Origin of the sequence: Variovorax sp. V15, from assembly GCF_041154425.1 — a bacterium.
Classification (GTDB): domain Bacteria; phylum Pseudomonadota; class Gammaproteobacteria; order Burkholderiales; family Burkholderiaceae_C; genus Variovorax; species Variovorax guangxiensis.
This window is the reverse complement of the sequence record NZ_AP028659.1, coordinates 6,132,989-6,149,868: the sequence shown is the minus strand read 5'-3', so window position 1 is coordinate 6,149,868 and position 16,880 is coordinate 6,132,989. Positions and strand designations below refer to the sequence as shown.

Below are 16,880 nucleotides of genomic sequence, written 5' to 3'. Positions count from 1 at the left end.
GCGGGCCCTGCCCAGAAGAACAAACGAAGGAAGACAAATGATGAAGCTGCACTCCTGGCTCGCCGCCATCGCGCTCGCGGTTCCATTCATCGCCCAGGCGCAGTCGCCCGCCGGCAGCTGGCCTTCGAGGCCGGTGCGCCTCGTGGTTCCGTACGCGCCCGGCGGCACCACCGACTACGCGGCGCGCCAGATCGCGCAGAAGCTCACAGAGCAGACGGGTGTGTCCTTCTACGTCGACAACCGCGCCGGCGCGAGCGGCACCATCGGCTCCAACTTCGTAGCCAAGGCGACGCCGGACGGCGGCAGCTTCCTCATCAACGACACCACCTACGCGATGCTGCCGCACCTGTTCAAGAAGCTGCCGTGGGAGCCGGCCGACCTGGTGCCGGTGACGGCCATCGTCGATGCGCCGCTGGTGCTGGTGGTGGGCGCGAACTCGCCCTACAAGACGGTGCAGGCGCTGATCGACGACGCGCGCGCGAACCCGGGCAAGCTGACCTTCGGCTCGGGCGGCGTGGGCAGTTCAACCCACCTGGGCGGCGAGCTGCTCAAGCAGAACGGCAAGCTCGCGCTGACGCACGTGCCATACAAGGGCGCGGGCGAGGCAATGCTGGGCGTGGTGTCGGGGCAGGTCGACGTGCTGGTCACCGCTGCGCCCACGGCCATTCCGCAGGTCAAGGGCGGCAAGGTGCGCGCGCTGCTCGTGACCTCGCCGCAGCGCCTGGGCGCGCTGCCCGATGTGCCGACCAGCGCCGAAGCCGGCCTGAAGGAGTTCACCGCCACCAACTGGTTCGGCATCGCCGCGCCCAAGGGCACGCCGCAGCCCATCGTCGAGAAGCTGCAGGCCGAGGTGAAGAAGGCACTGGCCTTGCCCGACCTGGCGAAGCGCTTCGCCGAGCAGGGCGCCAGCCCCGGCGGCGCTTCGACGGCGGACTTCGGCAAGTTCGTGCAAGGCCAGACGCAGAGCTGGGGCGCGGTCATCAAGGCTGCCGGCGTGCAGCCCGACTGAGCGACACCATGTGGAACCTGGACTTCCAGCCGCCCGAGGTGATCGAGGCGCGCGTGCTCACCCGCTTGCCCGACGCCTTCCGCAAGCCGCGGCGCACCGACTGGGTCGACGCCAACAAGCCCGGCCACGTGATGGACAGCTTTCTCGAAGGCCCGGTGTTCGACCGGGCTGGCAACCTGTACCTCACCGACATTCCCTACGGCCGCATCTTCAGGATCGCACCTTCGTCGCTCGAATGGGAACTCGTCGAGGCCTATGACGGCTGGCCCAACGGCATGGCGATCCATGCCGACGGCAGCCTCTGGATCGCCGACTACCGGCGCGGCATCCTGCGGCGCGACGCGGGCGGCGGCCCGATCGAGACGGTGCTCGGGCATCGCAACAGCGAATCCTTCAAGGGCGTGAACGACCTGAGCTTCGACCTCGAAGGACGCCTCTACTTCACCGACCAGGGCCAGACCGGCCTGCACGACCCCACCGGGCGGGTGTACCGGCTGCATGCCGATGGCCGGCTCGATCTGCTCCTGTCCAACGCGCCGAGCCCCAACGGCGTGGCGGCGAGCGCCGACGGCAAGGTGCTGTTCGTGGCCGTCACGCGCGGCAACCAGGTCTGGCGCGCGCCGCTGCTGCCCGACGGCAGCCTCTCGAAGGTGGGCGCGCTGCAGACCTTCTTCGGCACCAGCGGCCCCGACGGGCTGGCGGTCACGGCCGACGGCGGGCTGGTGGTGGCGCATGCCAGCCTGGGCGGCGCCTTCCTGCTCAACGCGCGCGGCGAGGTCACGCACATGGTCCGCAGCCCGGCAGGGCAGACCGTGACCAACATCGCCTTCCGGCCCGGCACCCGGCAGCTGGTGCTCACCGATTCGGCCACCGGAAGCGTGCTGGAGGCGGAACTGCCCGTGGGCGGCGCGCCGCTCTTCTCGCACGCCACCGACTCCCGGCATCAAGCCTAGAACCGGAAGAGCCGGTGCGGCAGGGAGCGGGGCTATAGTTCCCGCCCCATGGACCGCCTGAAGCAACTCGAATCCTTCGTCTCGGTCGCGACCCGCGGCAGCCTGACTGCCGCGGCCAAGGCCGAGGGCGTGGCGCCCGCGATCATGGGGCGCCGGCTCGACGCGCTGGAGGAGCGCCTGGGCGTCAAGCTGCTGGTGCGCACCACGCGGCGTATCACCCTCACCCACGAAGGCAGCGCCTTCCTCGAAGACTGCCAGCGCCTGCTGGCCGAGTTCGCGAACGCCGAGGCCAGCGTGAGCGCCGGCGGCCTCAAGGCCAGCGGCCATCTGCGCGTGACGGCGCCGGCCGGCTTCGGCCGCCGCCACGTCGCGCCGCTGGTGCCGCGCTTCCATGCGCTGCACCCGGAAGTGACCATTTCGCTGAACCTCAGCGACCGCGTGGTCGACGTCACCGGGGAGAGCTTCGACTGCGCGGTGCGCGTGGGCGACCTGCCCGATTCGTCGCTGGTGAGCGTGCGGCTGGCGGACAACCGCCGCCGCTGCGTCGCCACGCCGGAATTCGTGCGCCGCCACGGCAAGCCCAGGCACCCAAGCGAGCTCTCGCGCTTTGCCTGCCTCACGCTGTCGAGCGACGCCTCGCAGACGCGCGGCTGGGCCTTCCGCGTCGTCAACGAGGAGGGCAACCAGGAGCTGATCCACCTGCGCCCGAGCGGCCCGCTCGACTGCTCCGACGGCCAGGTGTTGCACGACTGGTGCCTCGCCGGCCACGGCATCGCGTGGCGCAGCACCTGGGAGGTCGAGGCCGAGATCGACGCCGGCCTGCTGGTGCCGCTGCTCGAGGAGTTCGCCGCGCCGCCCAACGGCATCTACGCGGTGTTCGCGGGCGCCAAGCACATGCCGCTGCGGGTGCGACTGTGGCTTGATTTCCTCAAGGAGCAATACGGCAACCCGGATTTCTGGGGCGGGAGGGCCTGAGGCGCACCGTCGGCGTCACAATCTGTTTGCATTTGCAACCCACGAGTAGAAAGCTCCACCGATGACGCTAGAAGCCATCCTTGCGTACCTTCACCTGCTCGCCATCCTCACGATGGTCGTCTTCATTTCCAGCGAGGCCGCGCTGTGCCGCGTGCAATGGCTCAACGCGGCGGTGGTCGAGCGGCTGGCCAAGGTCGACATGGTCTACGGCATCGCCGCCATCGCGGTGCTCGCCACCGGCATCGCGCGCACCTGGTGGGGCGTGAAGGGCACGGCCTGGTACTGGACCAACCCGCTGCTGCACGTGAAGCTGGGGCTGTTCATCATCGTGGGGGTGGTGTCGATCTTCCCGACGCTGACCTACTTCCGCTGGCGCAAGACGCTGCGCGCCACCGGCAAGCTGCCGGCCGAGGCCGAGATCCTCAAGACCCGCAAGCTGGTGATGATCCAGGCGCATCTGATCGCGCTGATCCCGCTGGTGGCGGTGTTCCTCGCACGCGGCTTCGGCAAGTAGGCGCGGCATGGGGCGCGCCGGCATCCAGCTCCTGTTTGCCGGAACCATCTTCAGCAGCGCGTTCCTGCTGTTCCTGGTCCAGCCGCTGATCGCGAAGCAGATCCTTCCGTGGTTCGGCGGCTCGGCCGCGGTGTGGTCGATCTGCATGGTGTTCTTCCAGGTCGTGCTGCTCGCGGGCTACGCGTATTCCGACTGGGTCGCGCGCCACCTGCGCATGCGCACGCAGGCCGTGCTGCATGTCGGGCTGCTGCTCGCGAGCCTGGCCTTCCTGCCGATCGTGGTGAGCGCCCACTGGAAGCCGGTGGGCACAGAGGACCCGGCCTGGCGCATCCTCGGGCTGCTGGCCTGCACCATCGGCCTGCCTTACTTCCTGCTCTCGACCACCGGGCCGCTGGTGCAGTCGTGGGTGGCGCGCACGCCGTGGGGCGCGCAGGTGTACCGGTATTTCTCGCTGTCGAACCTGGCCTCGCTGCTGTCGCTGCTGAGCTACCCGGTGCTGATCGAGCCGCGCAGCACGCTGCTGCAGCAGGCGCACGGATGGTCGTGGGGGTACGGCTCGTTCGCGCTGCTGTGCGCGGGCACCACGCTGTACATGGCGCGGCGCTGGCCGCAAGACGTCCGGCAGCAGGCCGCGCCGGAGTCCGCCGCGGCGCTGGCGGAAGAAAGGCCGCCGCGCGCGCTCGACTGCTTCCTGTGGCTCGCGCTGCCGGCGCTGGCGTCGTGGCTGCTGCTGGCGGTGACCAACCACATCACGCAGAACGTCGCGGCCGTGCCCTTCCTGTGGGTGCTGCCGCTGTCGCTGTACCTGCTGACCTTCGTGCTGTGCTTCGAGAGCGACCGCTGGTACCGGCGCGGCGTGTTCCTGCCGGTGGGGGCCGCCATGCTGCTGCTGTGCGCCTTCGGGCTGCAGCACTCCATCGGCGCCAACGTGCGGATCGCGCTGCCGCTGTACGTGTCGGGGCTCTTCGTGCTGTGCATGTTCCTGCACGGCGAGACCGCCCGGCTGCGGCCGGGGCCGCGTTATCTCACGCGTTTCTACCTGATGCTCTCGCTCGGCGGCGCGCTGGGCGGAGTGATGGTGGGGCTGGTCGCGCCGCATGTTCTGGCGGCGTACTACGAGCTGGGGCTCGGCCTGATGCTGACCGCGCTGGCGGCGGCGGCCGTGCTGCGCCGGCGGGCATGGCTGCGGGTGGGCTGCGTGGTGCTGGCCGCCGGCTGCACTTTCTTCCTGCTGCGGCAGATCGCCAGCGACAACCTGGGCGCGCGCAGCCTGCAGCGCAATTTCTACGGGGCGCTGCAGGTGTACGACATGAAGCGCGATCCGCCCTCGGACAGCACGCGCCAGCTGGCGCACGGATCGGTCAAGCACGGCTCGCAGTTCACCGACCCCGCGCGCCGGCGCGAGCTCACCACCTACTACGGCCAGACCTCGGGCATCGGCCGCGCCATCGCCGCGGCGCCGGCCGGGCCGCGCCGCGTGGGCCTGATCGGGCTGGGCGCCGGCACGCTTGCGGTCTACGGGCGCAGCGGCGACGTCTACCGCTTCTACGAGATCAATCCGCTGGTGTTCGCGTTGGCGGACAAGGAATTCAGCTTCCTGCGCGGCAGCGCCGCGCGCATCGAGCGCGTTTCGGGCGACGCCCGGCTGGCGCTGGAGCGCGAACCGGCGCAGGGCTTCGACGTGCTCGCGGTCGATGCCTTCTCGGGGGATTCGGTGCCGGTGCACCTGCTCACCGTGGAGGCGATGGACGTCTACCTGCGCCACATGCGGTCCGATGGCGTGATCGCCTTCCACGTCACCAACCGCTTCCTGGCGCTGGCGCCCGTGATCGCCAGGGTGGCCGCCGCGCGCGGCCTGCACGCGGTGCTGGTGCACGACCTGGCGGAGCAGTCCGACTGGCTGCATCGCACCGACTGGGTGCTGGTCTCGCGCGACCCCCAGGCGCTGGCGCGCGAGCCCATACGAGCGGGCGCGGCCCCGATCGCCACGGAGCCGGGGCAGAGGCCCTGGACCGACGATTTCAACAATCTGCTGGGTGCGCTGAAGTAAAAGAAAAAGGCCCGCGGACGCGGGCCTTTTTCACAGTTGTGAGCTCAGCGCGGTGCCGTTTCAGGCCTTGGCTGCGTCAGCGGTGCACTTCTTGATGAAGCTGTTCTTGGCGGCACCGGCGAGGGCCTTGCCGTTCTTGTCCACGGCCTTGGCCGCGCATGCGGGACCTGCGGCCGCCTTGGCTTCCTTCTCGCACTTCTTGATGGAGCTGGCCTTGGCGGCACCGGCGAGGGCCTTGCCGTTCTTGTCCACGGCCTTGGCTTCGCAGCTTGCGCCGGCGGCGGGGGCTGCTGCGGGGGCGGCAGCCGCGGGTGCCGCGGCCGGAGCGGGAGCCTTGTCTTGAGCCTGTGCTGCGCCGAAGGAAAGGCAGGCGCCCAGTGCGACCAGGGAAAGGAGCTTCTTCATGGTGATATGTCCTCGCTAGGTTGATTTGTGACAGGTTCCCCGCCTCGGGGCCGACCATCGTAACGGGCCAGCTCAACGATCGGATGACGATCGTCAACTGCGCCCGGGTTTGCCCCCGGTAAAATTTCCGGATGCTATTGGTCAAACAAGAGCTGCTCGCGGCGCTCGCGAACACGCTCGAATCCCTCTCGCCCGGCGCCGGCTCCAAGGCCGCGTTCGAGTCGCCCAAGATGGCCGCGCACGGCGATTTCGCCTGCACGGCAGCGATGCAGCTCGCCAAGCCGCTGGGGCGCAAGCCCCGCGAACTGGGCGAGGAACTGAGCGCAGCGCTGCTCGCCACCCCCGCGTTCGCCCAGTGGGTCGACGCCATCGAGATCGCCGGGCCCGGCTTCCTCAACATCCGCCTGAAGACGGCTGCCAAGCAGCAGATCGTGCGCGAGGTGCTGTCGGCCGGGAATGCTTTCGGCCAGCAGCCGGCCACTGGTGAGAAGGTGCTGGTCGAGTTCGTCTCGGCCAACCCGACCGGCCCGCTGCACGTCGGCCACGGCCGCCAGGCGGCGCTCGGCGACGCCATCTGCAACCTGCGCGCCTCGCAGGGCGAGAGCGTGTGGCGCGAGTACTACTACAACGACGCCGGCGTGCAGATCCAGACGCTGGCCAACAGCACCCAGCTGCGCGCGCGCGGCTTCAAGCCCGGCGACGCCGAATGGCCCAGCGGCGAGAAGGCGCCTGCATACAACGGCGACTACATCGCCGACATCGCGGCCGACTTCAAGGCGAAGAAGACCGTCAAGTCGGAAGACCGCGAAGTCACCGCCAGCGGCGACATCGAGGACATCGACGCCATCCGCGAGTTCGCCGTGGCCTACCTGCGCCGCGAGCAGGACCTGGACCTGCAGGCCTTCCGCGTTCGCTTCGACCAGTACTACCTGGAGTCCAGCCTCTACACCAGCGGCCGCGTCGAGGCCGCGGTGCGCAAGCTCGTGGCCGCGGGCAAGACCTACGAGCAGGACGGCGCGCTGTGGCTGAAGTCGACGGACTACGGCGACGACAAGGACCGCGTGATGAAGAAGCAGGACGGCACGTACACCTACTTCGTGCCCGACGTCGCTTACCACATCGCCAAGTGGGAGCGCGGCTTCCACAAGGTCATCAACATCCAGGGCACCGACCACCACGGCACCATCGCGCGCGTGCGCGCCGGCCTGCAGGCGGCGGGCGAAGGCATTCCCGAGGGCTACCCCGACTACGTGCTGCACACCATGGTGCGCGTGATGAAGGGCGGCGAGGAGGTCAAGATCAGCAAGCGCGCCGGCAGCTATGTCACGCTGCGCGACCTGATCGAATGGACCAGCACCGACGCTGTGCGCTTCTTCCTGCTGAGCCGCAAGCCCGACACCGAGTACACCTTCGACGTCGACCTCGCGGTGACGAAGAACAACGACAACCCGGTCTACTACGTGCAGTACGCCCATGCACGCATCTGTTCGGTGCTGGCTGGCTGGGGCGGCGACGCCGCCTTGCTGAAGGACGTCGACCTGTCGCCGCTGGAAAGCCCGGCCGCCCAGGCGCTGATGCTGCTGCTGGCCAAGTACCCGGCCATGCTGACGGCCGCCTCGAAGGATTTCGCCCCGCACGACGTCACCTTCTACCTGCGCGAACTGGCCGCCAGCTACCACAGCTACTACGACGCCGAGCGCATCCTGGTCGACGACGAGAAGGTGAAGCTGGCCCGCCTGGCGCTGGTCGCCGCCACCGCGCAGGTGCTGCACAATGGCCTCGCGATTCTCGGCGTCAGTGCGCCGAGCAAGATGTGAACTCCCTCACCATGAAGAAGACAAGAAGTCAACGCGGCAACATCGTCATCGGCCTGATCATCGGGCTGGTGCTCGGCCTGGGCGTCGCGCTGGGCATCGCGGTCTATGTGACCAAGGTGCCGATCCCGTTCGTGACCAAGACGCAGCGTGGCGGCGCCGAGCAGGACGAGGCCGAGGCCCGCAAGAACCGCGACTGGGACCCGAACGCGCCGCTCGCCGGCAAGGCGGGCGCTCCCAAGCCGGCGACGCCGGCGGCTGCGACCGGCCCGGTCAACCCCATCACCGGCGAGCCCGCCACCGGCAACACCGCCGCCGCTCCGGCCACCGCTTCGCCCAACGCCGCGCCGCCTGTGCCCGTGGTGGTGGCGCCCAAGCCGCCGCGCACAGCGCCGGTGCCGGCCGAGGCCAACGCCCTGCCGCAACAATCGAACGATCCGCTGGGCGATCTGGCCCGCGCGCGTTCGGGCCAGGTCTCCGGCTCCGGCGGCACGACCACCGCGTCGGCCGCGCCGAGCAGCAGCAACAGCAATGCTGGCAGCAGTTCGGGCCCCGATCCCTTCATGTATTTCGTGCAGGCCGGCGCCTTCCGCACCACCGAGGACGCCGAGGCGCAGCGCGCCAAGCTGTCGCTGATGGGCGTCGAGGCCAAGGTCACCGAGCGCGAGCAGGCGGGCCGCACCGTCTACCGCGTGCGCGCCGGTCCGTTCAGCAAGAAGGACGACGCCGACCGCCTGAAGGAACGTCTGGACGGCGGCGGCATGGATTCCGCGCTGGTCCGCGTGCAGCGCTGAGCGCCGCACACAACAGCCGGAATAGCCCTCAAGCCCCGCCGGGCGGCGTTTGCCGCCACCATTCGTCGCCTTTCATATCGCCTTTCATGGCTTCGGGCGCGCCGTCGAGCAGGGGAGTGGAACTCCCCGCCGCGCGCCGGCTCAGTCTGCCGTACCAACTGGAGAACCCTTTCAAATGAAACGTCGTGACTTTTCGCTGGCCGCCACTTCGCTCGGGCTGATGTCCCTGGGTGTCAATACGGCCCATGCCCAGGCGCGCGCGCCCAAGGCCGGTTCCGAGTACCTGGTGCTCGACAAGCGCGTGCCGGTCGACGCCCCCGCGGGCAAGGTCGAGGTGGTCGAGTTCTTCTCGTACAACTGCCCGCACTGCAACGACTTCGAGCCGACGCTGGAAGCCTGGCTCAAGACCATCCCGAAGGAGGTCTCCTTCCGCCGCATTCCCGTGCCCTTCGTGGGCAACGACGTCGAGGCCAAGCAGCGCCTCTACTACGCGCTCGAAGCCATGGGCAAGGTCGACGAGTTCCAGCCCAAGGTGTTCAACGCGATCCACGCCCAGCGCCAGAACGTGAACGGCGACGCCAACATCATTGCCTGGGCCACCGCCAACGGCCTGGACGCCACCAAGTTCAAGGAAACCTTCACCTCGTTCGGCGTGGCCAGCAAGGCCAAGCGCGCTTCGCAGCTGACCGATGCCTACAAGGTGGCCGGCGTGCCCGCGATGGCCGTGGCCGGCCGCTGGTATGTCGACGGTGAAACCGCAGGCAACATGACCAAGGTGCTTCAGGTCGTGAACTATCTCATCGGTGAAGCAAAGAAGGGCTGAGCGCCAAAAGCCGAGCCGTACCGCGCGGTTGCGCGTGTTTCTGGGAGAAAACCAGAAAGAAAGTCAAGCCCGCCTAGGCGGGCTTTTTCATCTGTGCGTGCGGGGCTGGAGCACTCAGCCGCATACAATGCCGAGCAAGTTTCGTGCCTCTATGACATTGCACTCTTACCCCACAACCCCCTTCCTGCGTCGCATCGGCCGCCTGGCCGCCGGCGCGCTGTTGCTGGCAGGCCTCGCATCGGGAGCCGTGGCGGAGACCGCCGACCGCTCCAAGCCGATGAACATCGAGTCCGACTCGATGCGCTACGACGACCTGAAGCAGACCAGCGTGTTCACCGGCAACGTTTTGGTGACAAAGGGCACGATCATCATCCGTGGCGCACGGCTGGACGTGCGCCAGGACGCCGAGGGCTACCAGTACGGCGTGGTCACGGCGGCGCCGGGCAAGCGGGCCTACTACAAGCAGAAGCGCAACGCGCCCGACGAGTGGATCGAGGGCGAGTCGGAAGTCATCGAGTACGACAGCCGCGCCGACAACGTCAAGTTCATCCGCAATGCCGTCATGCGCCGCCTGCTGGGCGCCACGCCGAACGACGAGAGCCAGGGCGCCCTGATCGTCTACGACCAGAGCAACGACACCTACACCGTCAACGGATCGACCGTGCCCCCAAACACCGCCGTGAACGCCTCGGCACCGGGCGGACGCGTCAGGACCATCCTCACCCCGAAGGCCGCCACCGCGCCGGCCGCGGGCGCCTCGGCCCCGGCCGGTGGTGCCAAGGCACCGCCGCCGGCAGTCACCCCGGCACCCGGCAAGGGCCTGCGCCCGAGCACCACGCTCGGAAGTGACCAGGGAGACACGCGCAAGTGATCGAATCCGCAGGAACGCAGGACGCCAGCGGCGCACCGGGCAGCCGCCTGGTCGCGCGCGGCCTGAAGAAGAGCTACGGCAGCCGCACGGTGGTGAAGGACGTTTCGCTCGACGTGCAGAAGGGCGAAGTCGTCGGGCTGCTCGGGCCGAACGGTGCGGGCAAGACCACCTCGTTCTACATGATCGTGGGGCTGGTGCGCGCCGATGCCGGCGACATCACCATCGACGGCGAGCCGATCGCCCACATGCCGATCCACCGCCGCGCCCGCATGGGCCTGAGCTACCTGCCGCAGGAAGCTTCCATCTTCCGCAAGCTCACGGTCGAGGAAAACGTGCGCGCCGTGCTCGAGCTGCAGAGCGAGCCCGACGCGAAGGGCAAGATGGTGCCGCTGTCGAAGGAGCACATCGAGGAGCGCCTGAGCGACCTGCTGGCCGACCTGCGCGTAGACCACCTGCGCGATTCGCCCGCGCTGGCGCTGTCGGGCGGCGAGCGCCGCCGCGTCGAGATCGCGCGCGCGCTGGCCACGCAGCCGCGCTTCATCCTGCTGGACGAGCCCTTCGCCGGCATCGACCCGATCGCGGTGATCGAGATCCAGCGCATCATCAGCTTCCTGAAGGAGCGCGGCATCGGCGTGCTCATCACCGACCACAACGTGCGCGAGACGCTGGGCATCTGCGACCACGCATTCATCATCAGCGACGGGCACGTGCTGGCACAAGGCACGCCTTCGGAGATCGTCGACAACGCCGAGGTACGCAGGGTGTACCTGGGCGAGCACTTCCGCATGTAAGGCGCGGGGGCGGTTTCCATCATGAAGCAAGGGCTGTCCCTTCGCGTTTCGCAGCATCTGGCGCTCACGCCGCAGCTGCAGCAGTCAATCAGGCTGCTGCAGCTCTCCACGCTCGAGCTGAGCCAGGAGGTGGAGCAGATGCTCGACGAGAACCCGTTCCTCGAGCGCACAGCCGAAGAAGCGGTGCGCGAGGAATTCGGGCTCGACACAGCCGACGCGCCGGTCCCCCGCGACGACGGCGGTGAAGGCGGCGAAGGCGAGAGCGACTTCACCCCCTCGGCCGCGAGCAGCAGCACCACCAGTTCGTCCACGGAAAGCACCGCCGCCGCCGACTCCGACGGTCCCGCCGCCGAAGTCGCCGAGCGCGAACCCGACTGGGAAGGCGACGGCACCGTCGACATGGCGCCCGACGACAGCGAATGGGGCGGCGACGCGCCCGCGCGCCAGAACAACGCCGGCGACGACGAGCGCGCGGATGCCACGGAGCTCGCGCGCAGCCAGGAGTCGCTGCAGTCCTTTTTGCACCGCCAGGCGCTGAGCCTGCGGCTCAACGAGAGCGACAGCGCCGCGCTGCGCTTTCTCATCGAATCGCTCAACGACGACGGCTACCTCGAAGACTCGCTGCCCGCGCTGGCCTCGGGCCTGGCCGGCGACGACAACGACGAGTTCGACGACCTCGTGCACCACTTCCAGGTGGCGCTCGGCCTGCTGCAGAGCCTGGAGCCCGCCGGCGTCGGCGCGCGCGACCTCGGCGAGTGCCTGAGCATCCAGCTGCGCGCCATGGCCAGCGACGAGGAGACCGAGGAAGAAGAGCTGGTCCGCAAGACCGCGCTGGCCATCTGCAAGCAGCCCATGGAGCTGCTCGCGCGACGCGACTTCAAGCGCCTGGCCACGCTCACCCGCAGCAGCGAGGAGCTGGTGCGCTCGGCGCTGCAGGTCATCGCGCGGCTGGAGCCCAAGCCGGGCCGCAGCTTCGTCGACGTGGAACGCAACGTCGTCATTCCCGACGTGATCGTCACCAAGACCGGGCGCGGCACCAACGTGAAGTTCCGCGTGATGCTCAACCCGGACGTGATGCCGCGGCTGCGCGTGCACGACATCTACGCCGGCGCGCTCAAGTCGCACAAGGGCGAGGGCAGCCAGGCGCTGTCGCAGCGGCTGCAGGAGGCGCGCTGGTTCATCAAGAACATCCAGCAGCGCTTCGACACCATCCTGCGCGTGAGCAACGCCATCGTCGAACGGCAGAAGAGCTACTTCGTGCACGGAGAGCTCGCCATGCGCCCGCTGGTGCTGCGCGAGATCGCCGACGAGCTGGGCCTGCACGAGTCCACCATCTCGCGCGTGACCACCGCCAAGTACATGGCCACGCCCTTCGGCACGGTCGAGCTCAAGTACTTCTTCGGCTCGGCGCTGGGCACCGAGACCGGCGGCAACGCGTCGAGCACCGCGGTGCGCGCGCTCATCAGCAGTTCGTCGGCTCGGAGAGCGTGAAGAAGCCGCTGTCGGACAGCCAGATCTCCGAGATGCTGAAGGAGCAGGGCATCGAGTGCGCGCGCCGCACCGTGGCCAAGTACCGCGAAGCATTGCGCATCGCCCCTGCCAACCTGCGCAAGGCACTCTAGAAAGAAGCCGATGAGCCATGGCCTGATGTCGCGCGCCGGGCATTGGGTCTTCGCCATGGCGGCGGTGCTGCTGTTCGCCGGCTGTGCCACCCTGCCCGACGAGGCCCCGCGCCCGCCCACCAAGACCATCGCCGTCTCGGCCGACACCGCTCTTGGCAAGATCGCGCTGGCCTCCCAGCCCGACCCTGACCTCAGCGGCTTCCGCCTGATGCCCGGCGGCGATTTCGCCTTCGACACGCGCATCCAACTCGCGCGCCGCGCGCAGCGCACGCTCGACGTGCAGTACTACCAGATAGAGAACGACGAGACCGGCCGCTACCTGCTGCGCACCCTGCGCGACGCCGCCCAGCGCGGCGTGCGCGTGCGGTTGCTGATGGACGACCTCTACACCTCCGGCGAGGACGAGCTGCTGCTGGGCCTGGCCGCCACGCCCAACGTGGAGCTGCGCCTGTTCAACCCCTTCCCGGCCGGCCGCGGCAGCCTGCTGAAGCGCTTCACCGCCTCGCTCTTCGACTTCAGCCGCGTCAACCGCCGCATGCACAACAAGCTGTTCATCGCCGACGGCGCGATGGCGGTGGCGGGCGGGCGCAACATCGGCAACCAGTACTTCAGGCGCACCTCGGGCGAGAACTTCATCGACCTCGACACCTTCGTCACCGGCGCGCTGGTCCCGCGCCTGGGCAGCCTGTTCGACCAGTACTGGAACAGCGTCTACGTGCGGCCGATCCAGTCCGTGGTGGCCAGCGACCTGCCGCGCGAGGAACTGCAGAAACGCTTCGAACTGGCCACCGGCCCCGACACCACGCCGCCGCCGCCGAAGCCCGCGCCCAACGATCTGCTCGGCTACAGCCCGATGGCGGAAGACCTGGACGCCGGCAAGCTCGGCCTGATCTGGACCACCGCCGAGGCGTACGCCGATTCGCCCGAGCGCGTGATCGGCAAGACGGCCTCCTACGGCGGCGTGCCGCTGCTGAACGTCGACAGCGTGCGCTACAACGTGGTCGAGCAGATGCGCCGCGCCCGCTCGGAAGTGACCATCGTCTCGCCCTACCTGATCCCGGGCGCCTCGGGGCTCGAGGTGATGCGCGAGATCCGCGGGCGCAACGTGAAGATCAGCGTGGTCACCAACTCGCTGGCCGCCACCGACGAGCCGCTGGTGCACACCGCCTACCGCCGCTACCGGCCCGACATGCTCAAGCTCGGCGCCGACCTCTACGAGCTGAGCACCAAGCGCACCCGCAGCAGCGTGCGCCTGGGCCTCTTCGGTACTTCGGTGGGCCGGCTGCACGCCAAGTCGGCGGTGATCGACCGGCGCATTCTTTTCGTCGGCTCGATGAACTTCGATCCGCGCTCGGAAACGCACAACACCGAGATCGGCCTGTTCATCCGCAGCCCCGAGATGGCGCAACAGGCGCTGAAGCTCATCGACGTGCTCAAGCAGCAGGGCGCCTACAGGCTGCGCTTCGCCGAGGGCAGCAACGAGTCGCGCATCGAATGGGTCAGCGACGAGGGCGGCGGCAAGGCCACCGTGCTGACCGAGGAGCCCGACTCCGGCTTCTGGGACCGGACCATGCTCGAAATCCTGGCGCCGCTGACGCCCGAGAGCCTGCTGTAGCTCTGCAGCCTCAGGTGCCGCGAACTGCCGACCACACGAGCCGCAGCCCCAGCAGCCCCATCACGCCGCCGGCTGCGCGGTCGATCCAGACCTTGTAGCGCAGGTAGGCCGAGCGCGGCGCCGCCGAGGACAGCGCCAGCGCCACGATCGAATACCAGCCCGTCTCGATGCAGAAGATGACCGCCGGCACCGCGAGCGCCAGCACCAGCGGCACCTCGCGCGGCAGGAAGGCCGCGAAGATGCTCGCGTAGACCACGGCCGTCTTCGGGTTGCTCACCTGCGTGGCCAGGCCCAGCAGGAAGGTGCGCTTTCCCCGACCCTGCGGGCGCTGTGCCGGATCGCCGGCTTCCTGCGCCACTGCCAGCGGCTGCCGCGCGCCGCGCCAGATGCGCAAACCCAGGTACACGAGGTACGCACCGCCCAGTCCCTTGATCGCCAGGTACAGCGCCGGCACCGCGAGGAATGCCGCCTGCAGCCCCGCCAGCGCGGCGATCGCGAAGACCAGCCCGCCCGCGCCCATGCCCAGCGCGGCGGCGAGGCCGTCGGCGCGCGAAGTCACGGCGGTGCGCGCCACCATCACGAAGCTGGGGCCGGGGCTCATCGCGCCCACGGTCATGGCGCCGGCGATGCCGAGCAGGGCGAGGGTGGTGTCCATCATGGTGTCGCCTCCGGTGTCACTGCACGTTGACCGCCTCGACCTGCACCAGCAGCTTCACCTTGTTCTCGAAGCCGAAGTTCAGGCCCCAGGTGATGCCCCAGTCGCTGCGCTCCACGGTGGTCTCGAAGTCGCCGCCGCACACCTGGCGATTGATGAGCGGGCTCAGATAGCAGTTGAAGCGCACGGCCTTCAGCGTCACCGGGCGGGTCTGGCCCATCAGCGTGAGCTTGCCGGGCACATCGACCACCTTGTCGCCGGAGAAGTCGATGCGGTCGGCCACGAAGCGGCCGGTCGGAAACTCGGCCACGTTGAAGAAGTCCTTGCTCTGCACGTGGCGGTTGAGCAGGTCGACGCCGGTGTTGATGGAGCTGATGTCCATCGTGATGTCGACCTTGCCGCTGGCGCCGGTGCCGTCGATCTGCACCGAGCCGTCCTTGGTGCTGAAGCGGCCGCGGTTGGTGGTGGTGCCGTAGTGGCCCATCTCGTACATCACGAAGGTGTGGGTCGGGTCGATCACGTAGTTGGCGTTCCGGGCCGGCCCGCCCGCGGGCTTGGCGGCGGCCGCCGGCGCGAATTCCGAGGGCAGCTGCGCTTGTTGTTGCGCCGTCACGCTGCCGGTGAACGCGGCGGCCGACAGGGCCGCGGCGAGAAGAAGCTTTTTCATGGCTTTGTCTGCCTGTGTCATGAAAGAGAGGAAAGAAGAAATTCGGGACGTCCGTGTGAGGAAGGAAGGGGCTGCGGCCTCACAGGGGGCCGAGCCCCGCGAGCGTGAACCTGAAGCGCACCTGCACCTCGTTGCCGACCACCGAGGTGTCGGTCCATTCGCCTTCGCCCACCTTGTAGTCGAGCCGCTGGATCGTAAGGCTTCCGGTGGCCACCGAGTAGTTGCTCCCCTGCGCCGGTGCGATGCTGACCGGCACCGTCACCTGCCTGGCGATGCCCTTGATGGTGAGCTTGCCCGCCATCTCGAACCTGCCTTCGCCCAGCGCCTTGATTGCGCTCGACTGGAAGCTCGCCTGCGGAAAGTGCGCGGCGTCGAACCACGGCTGCCTGGGCAGCTCGGCGTCGCTCATCGGCACGCCGAAGCCGGCGCTGGCCGTGTCGATCTGCAGCGCGACGCTGCCGCCCTCGGGCTTCTTCGGGTCGAAGGCCACCTGCGCGTCGAACTTCCTGAAGCTGCCTTCAACGGGCACGCCCATCTGCCTGGTGACGAACACGATCTGGCTCTTGTCGGCGACGAGCTTCGCGCCGGGCGGCGTCGCCGGGCCTGCAGCGGCCGGAAATACGGTTGCAAGCGCGAGCAGCGGCGGGAGAAGTCGGGAAGGAAGGCGAGAAGTAAGTGAGCTCATGATCCGGCAGATTCCTGGCGTGGCCCCGGCCACATGCGTTTGAGCAGACCGTCGCGGTCGATCCAGTGGTGCTTGAGTGCAGCCGCCACGTGCAGCAGCGTGATGCCCGCCAGCGCGAAGGCGCAGTTGCGGTGCAGCGGCTGCAGCACCGCCTCGGCGAAATCATGGTCGGCGGACACGAAGTCGGGCAGCGCCAGCATGCCGAACCACGAGACCGGCATGCCCATGGCCGAGCTGTAGGCCCAGCCGGACAGCGGCACCGCGAAGAACAGCAGGTACATCAGCGTATGGCTGACGCGGGCGCCCGCCTTCTGCAGGCCCGAAGTGCCCGGCGGCAGTGCCGGCGGCCGATGCCCCAGCCGCCACAGCAGCCGCAGCGCCGACAGCGCGAGGATGGTCACGCCCGCCCATTTGTGCCAGTTGTAGACCTTCAGCCGCAGCGGCGAGAAGGGCAGCCCTGTCATGTAGAGCCCCACGCCGAAGGAGCCGACGATCAGCACCGCGAGCAGCCAGTGCAGCGCGATGGCGAACGGGTCGTAGCGCAGGCCGCGCGAGCCGGCGGCAGGAAGGGTGGAAGGCGTGTCGGTGGACATCGGAGGCAGGGCGGCGGCCTGTGCGCGGAGCATATCCCGGAAGC

At 68.8% G+C, this 16,880-nt stretch carries 16 protein-coding genes and 1 pseudogene; 12 read left to right on the top strand and 5 right to left on the bottom strand.

The window, feature by feature from the left end; translation table 11 throughout:
• The first annotated feature begins 37 nt into the window (after positions 1-37).
• The 5 genes from ACAM57_RS29135 to ACAM57_RS29115 all read left to right on the top strand — a co-directional run bounded on the left by ACAM57_RS29135 (position 38) and on the right by ACAM57_RS29115 (position 5,501).
• Entirely contained in the window at positions 38-1,009 is a 972-nt protein-coding gene (locus ACAM57_RS29135) for a Bug family tripartite tricarboxylate transporter substrate binding protein (RefSeq protein ID WP_369659848.1), read from the top strand.
• Positions 1,010-1,017: 8 nt separating this feature from the next.
• A complete protein-coding gene (locus tag ACAM57_RS29130; RefSeq protein WP_369659847.1) occupies positions 1,018-1,962 on the top strand; it encodes an SMP-30/gluconolactonase/LRE family protein in 945 nt (314 codons plus the stop codon).
• Between the two features lie 48 nt (positions 1,963-2,010).
• A complete protein-coding gene (locus ACAM57_RS29125; RefSeq protein ID WP_126022206.1) occupies positions 2,011-2,937 on the top strand; it encodes a LysR family transcriptional regulator in 927 nt (308 codons plus the stop codon).
• Positions 2,938-2,998: 61 nt separating this feature from the next.
• Positions 2,999-3,451 carry a DUF2214 family protein gene (locus ACAM57_RS29120; protein WP_093203932.1) on the top strand — a complete coding sequence of 151 codons (453 nt, stop codon included), beginning with the start codon at positions 2,999-3,001 and terminating at the stop codon, positions 3,449-3,451.
• A gap of 7 nt (positions 3,452-3,458) precedes the next feature.
• Positions 3,459-5,501, top strand: a complete 2,043-nt coding sequence (locus tag ACAM57_RS29115; RefSeq protein WP_369659846.1) for a spermidine synthase — start codon at positions 3,459-3,461, stop codon at positions 5,499-5,501.
• 60 nt (positions 5,502-5,561) lie between these two features.
• On the opposite strand, the gene ACAM57_RS29110 is transcribed toward ACAM57_RS29115, so the two are convergent.
• Positions 5,562-5,906, bottom strand: coding sequence for a hypothetical protein (locus ACAM57_RS29110; RefSeq protein WP_184640027.1), 345 nt, complete (start codon positions 5,904-5,906; stop codon positions 5,562-5,564).
• Between the two features lie 131 nt (positions 5,907-6,037).
• Here ACAM57_RS29110 and argS point away from each other — a divergent pair, with 131 nt between their 5' ends.
• The 7 genes and pseudogenes from argS (at position 6,038) to ACAM57_RS29075 (ending at position 14,236) form a co-directional block, all read left to right on the top strand.
• The gene (gene argS / locus ACAM57_RS29105; RefSeq protein ID WP_369659845.1) at positions 6,038-7,723 is read left to right on the top strand and encodes an arginine--tRNA ligase; all 1,686 of its coding nucleotides are present in this window, start codon (positions 6,038-6,040) and stop codon (positions 7,721-7,723) included.
• An 11-nt stretch (positions 7,724-7,734) separates the two neighbouring features.
• Entirely contained in the window at positions 7,735-8,514 is a 780-nt protein-coding gene (locus ACAM57_RS29100) for an SPOR domain-containing protein (protein ID WP_369659844.1), read from the top strand.
• A 175-nt stretch (positions 8,515-8,689) separates the two neighbouring features.
• Entirely contained in the window at positions 8,690-9,337 is a 648-nt protein-coding gene (locus ACAM57_RS29095) for a thiol:disulfide interchange protein DsbA/DsbL (RefSeq protein ID WP_369659843.1), read from the top strand.
• A 151-nt stretch (positions 9,338-9,488) separates the two neighbouring features.
• On the top strand, positions 9,489-10,208 hold the full coding sequence (gene lptA / locus ACAM57_RS29090; RefSeq protein WP_126022200.1) for a lipopolysaccharide transport periplasmic protein LptA: 720 nt from the start codon (positions 9,489-9,491) through the stop codon (positions 10,206-10,208).
• Positions 10,205-10,999 carry an LPS export ABC transporter ATP-binding protein gene (gene lptB, locus ACAM57_RS29085; RefSeq protein ID WP_369659842.1) on the top strand — a complete coding sequence of 265 codons (795 nt, stop codon included), beginning with the start codon at positions 10,205-10,207 and terminating at the stop codon, positions 10,997-10,999. Before lptA ends, lptB begins: the two co-directional genes overlap by 4 nt.
• A gap of 21 nt (positions 11,000-11,020) precedes the next feature.
• Positions 11,021-12,621: pseudogene (rpoN, locus tag ACAM57_RS29080) on the top strand (RNA polymerase factor sigma-54).
• Positions 12,622-12,631: 10 nt separating this feature from the next.
• The gene (locus tag ACAM57_RS29075; RefSeq protein WP_369659841.1) at positions 12,632-14,236 is read left to right on the top strand and encodes a phospholipase D family protein; all 1,605 of its coding nucleotides are present in this window, start codon (positions 12,632-12,634) and stop codon (positions 14,234-14,236) included.
• A gap of 10 nt (positions 14,237-14,246) precedes the next feature.
• On the opposite strand, the gene ACAM57_RS29070 is transcribed toward ACAM57_RS29075, so the two are convergent.
• The 4 genes from ACAM57_RS29070 to ACAM57_RS29055 form a co-directional block, all read right to left on the bottom strand.
• Entirely contained in the window at positions 14,247-14,894 is a 648-nt protein-coding gene (locus ACAM57_RS29070; protein ID WP_369659840.1) for a LysE family translocator, read from the bottom strand.
• 16 nt (positions 14,895-14,910) lie between these two features.
• Entirely contained in the window at positions 14,911-15,558 is a 648-nt protein-coding gene (locus ACAM57_RS29065) for a YceI family protein (protein ID WP_126022195.1), read from the bottom strand.
• Positions 15,559-15,637: 79 nt separating this feature from the next.
• Positions 15,638-16,243 carry a YceI family protein gene (locus ACAM57_RS29060; protein WP_369659839.1) on the bottom strand — a complete coding sequence of 202 codons (606 nt, stop codon included), beginning with the start codon at positions 16,241-16,243 and terminating at the stop codon, positions 15,638-15,640.
• On the bottom strand, positions 16,240-16,836 hold the full coding sequence (locus tag ACAM57_RS29055; RefSeq protein WP_369662491.1) for a cytochrome b: 597 nt from the start codon (positions 16,834-16,836) through the stop codon (positions 16,240-16,242). Before ACAM57_RS29055 ends, ACAM57_RS29060 begins: the two co-directional genes overlap by 4 nt.
• Between the last annotated feature and the right edge of the window lie 44 nt (positions 16,837-16,880).

Bases quoted from the DNA above. Each gene is read 5' to 3' on its own strand.
- argS (WP_369659845.1), top strand. From the start codon at position 6,038: ATGCTATTGGTCAAACAAGAGCTGCTCGCGGCGCTCGCGAACACGCTC.
- ACAM57_RS29065 (WP_126022195.1), bottom strand. From the start codon at position 15,558: ATGAAAAAGCTTCTTCTCGCCGCGGCCCTGTCGGCCGCCGCGTTCACC.
- ACAM57_RS29055 (WP_369662491.1), bottom strand. From the start codon at position 16,836: ATGTCCACCGACACGCCTTCCACCCTTCCTGCCGCCGGCTCGCGCGGC.
- ACAM57_RS29125 (WP_126022206.1), top strand. From the start codon at position 2,011: ATGGACCGCCTGAAGCAACTCGAATCCTTCGTCTCGGTCGCGACCCGC.
- lptA (WP_126022200.1), top strand. From the start codon at position 9,489: ATGACATTGCACTCTTACCCCACAACCCCCTTCCTGCGTCGCATCGGC.
- ACAM57_RS29110 (WP_184640027.1), bottom strand. From the start codon at position 5,906: ATGAAGAAGCTCCTTTCCCTGGTCGCACTGGGCGCCTGCCTTTCCTTC.
- ACAM57_RS29135 (WP_369659848.1), top strand. From the start codon at position 38: ATGATGAAGCTGCACTCCTGGCTCGCCGCCATCGCGCTCGCGGTTCCA.
- ACAM57_RS29095 (WP_369659843.1), top strand. From the start codon at position 8,690: ATGAAACGTCGTGACTTTTCGCTGGCCGCCACTTCGCTCGGGCTGATG.
- ACAM57_RS29060 (WP_369659839.1), bottom strand. From the start codon at position 16,243: ATGAGCTCACTTACTTCTCGCCTTCCTTCCCGACTTCTCCCGCCGCTG.
- ACAM57_RS29120 (WP_093203932.1), top strand. From the start codon at position 2,999: ATGACGCTAGAAGCCATCCTTGCGTACCTTCACCTGCTCGCCATCCTC.
- ACAM57_RS29075 (WP_369659841.1), top strand. From the start codon at position 12,632: ATGAGCCATGGCCTGATGTCGCGCGCCGGGCATTGGGTCTTCGCCATG.
- ACAM57_RS29130 (WP_369659847.1), top strand. From the start codon at position 1,018: ATGTGGAACCTGGACTTCCAGCCGCCCGAGGTGATCGAGGCGCGCGTG.
- ACAM57_RS29115 (WP_369659846.1), top strand. From the start codon at position 3,459: ATGGGGCGCGCCGGCATCCAGCTCCTGTTTGCCGGAACCATCTTCAGC.
- ACAM57_RS29070 (WP_369659840.1), bottom strand. From the start codon at position 14,894: ATGATGGACACCACCCTCGCCCTGCTCGGCATCGCCGGCGCCATGACC.
- ACAM57_RS29100 (WP_369659844.1), top strand. From the start codon at position 7,735: ATGAAGAAGACAAGAAGTCAACGCGGCAACATCGTCATCGGCCTGATC.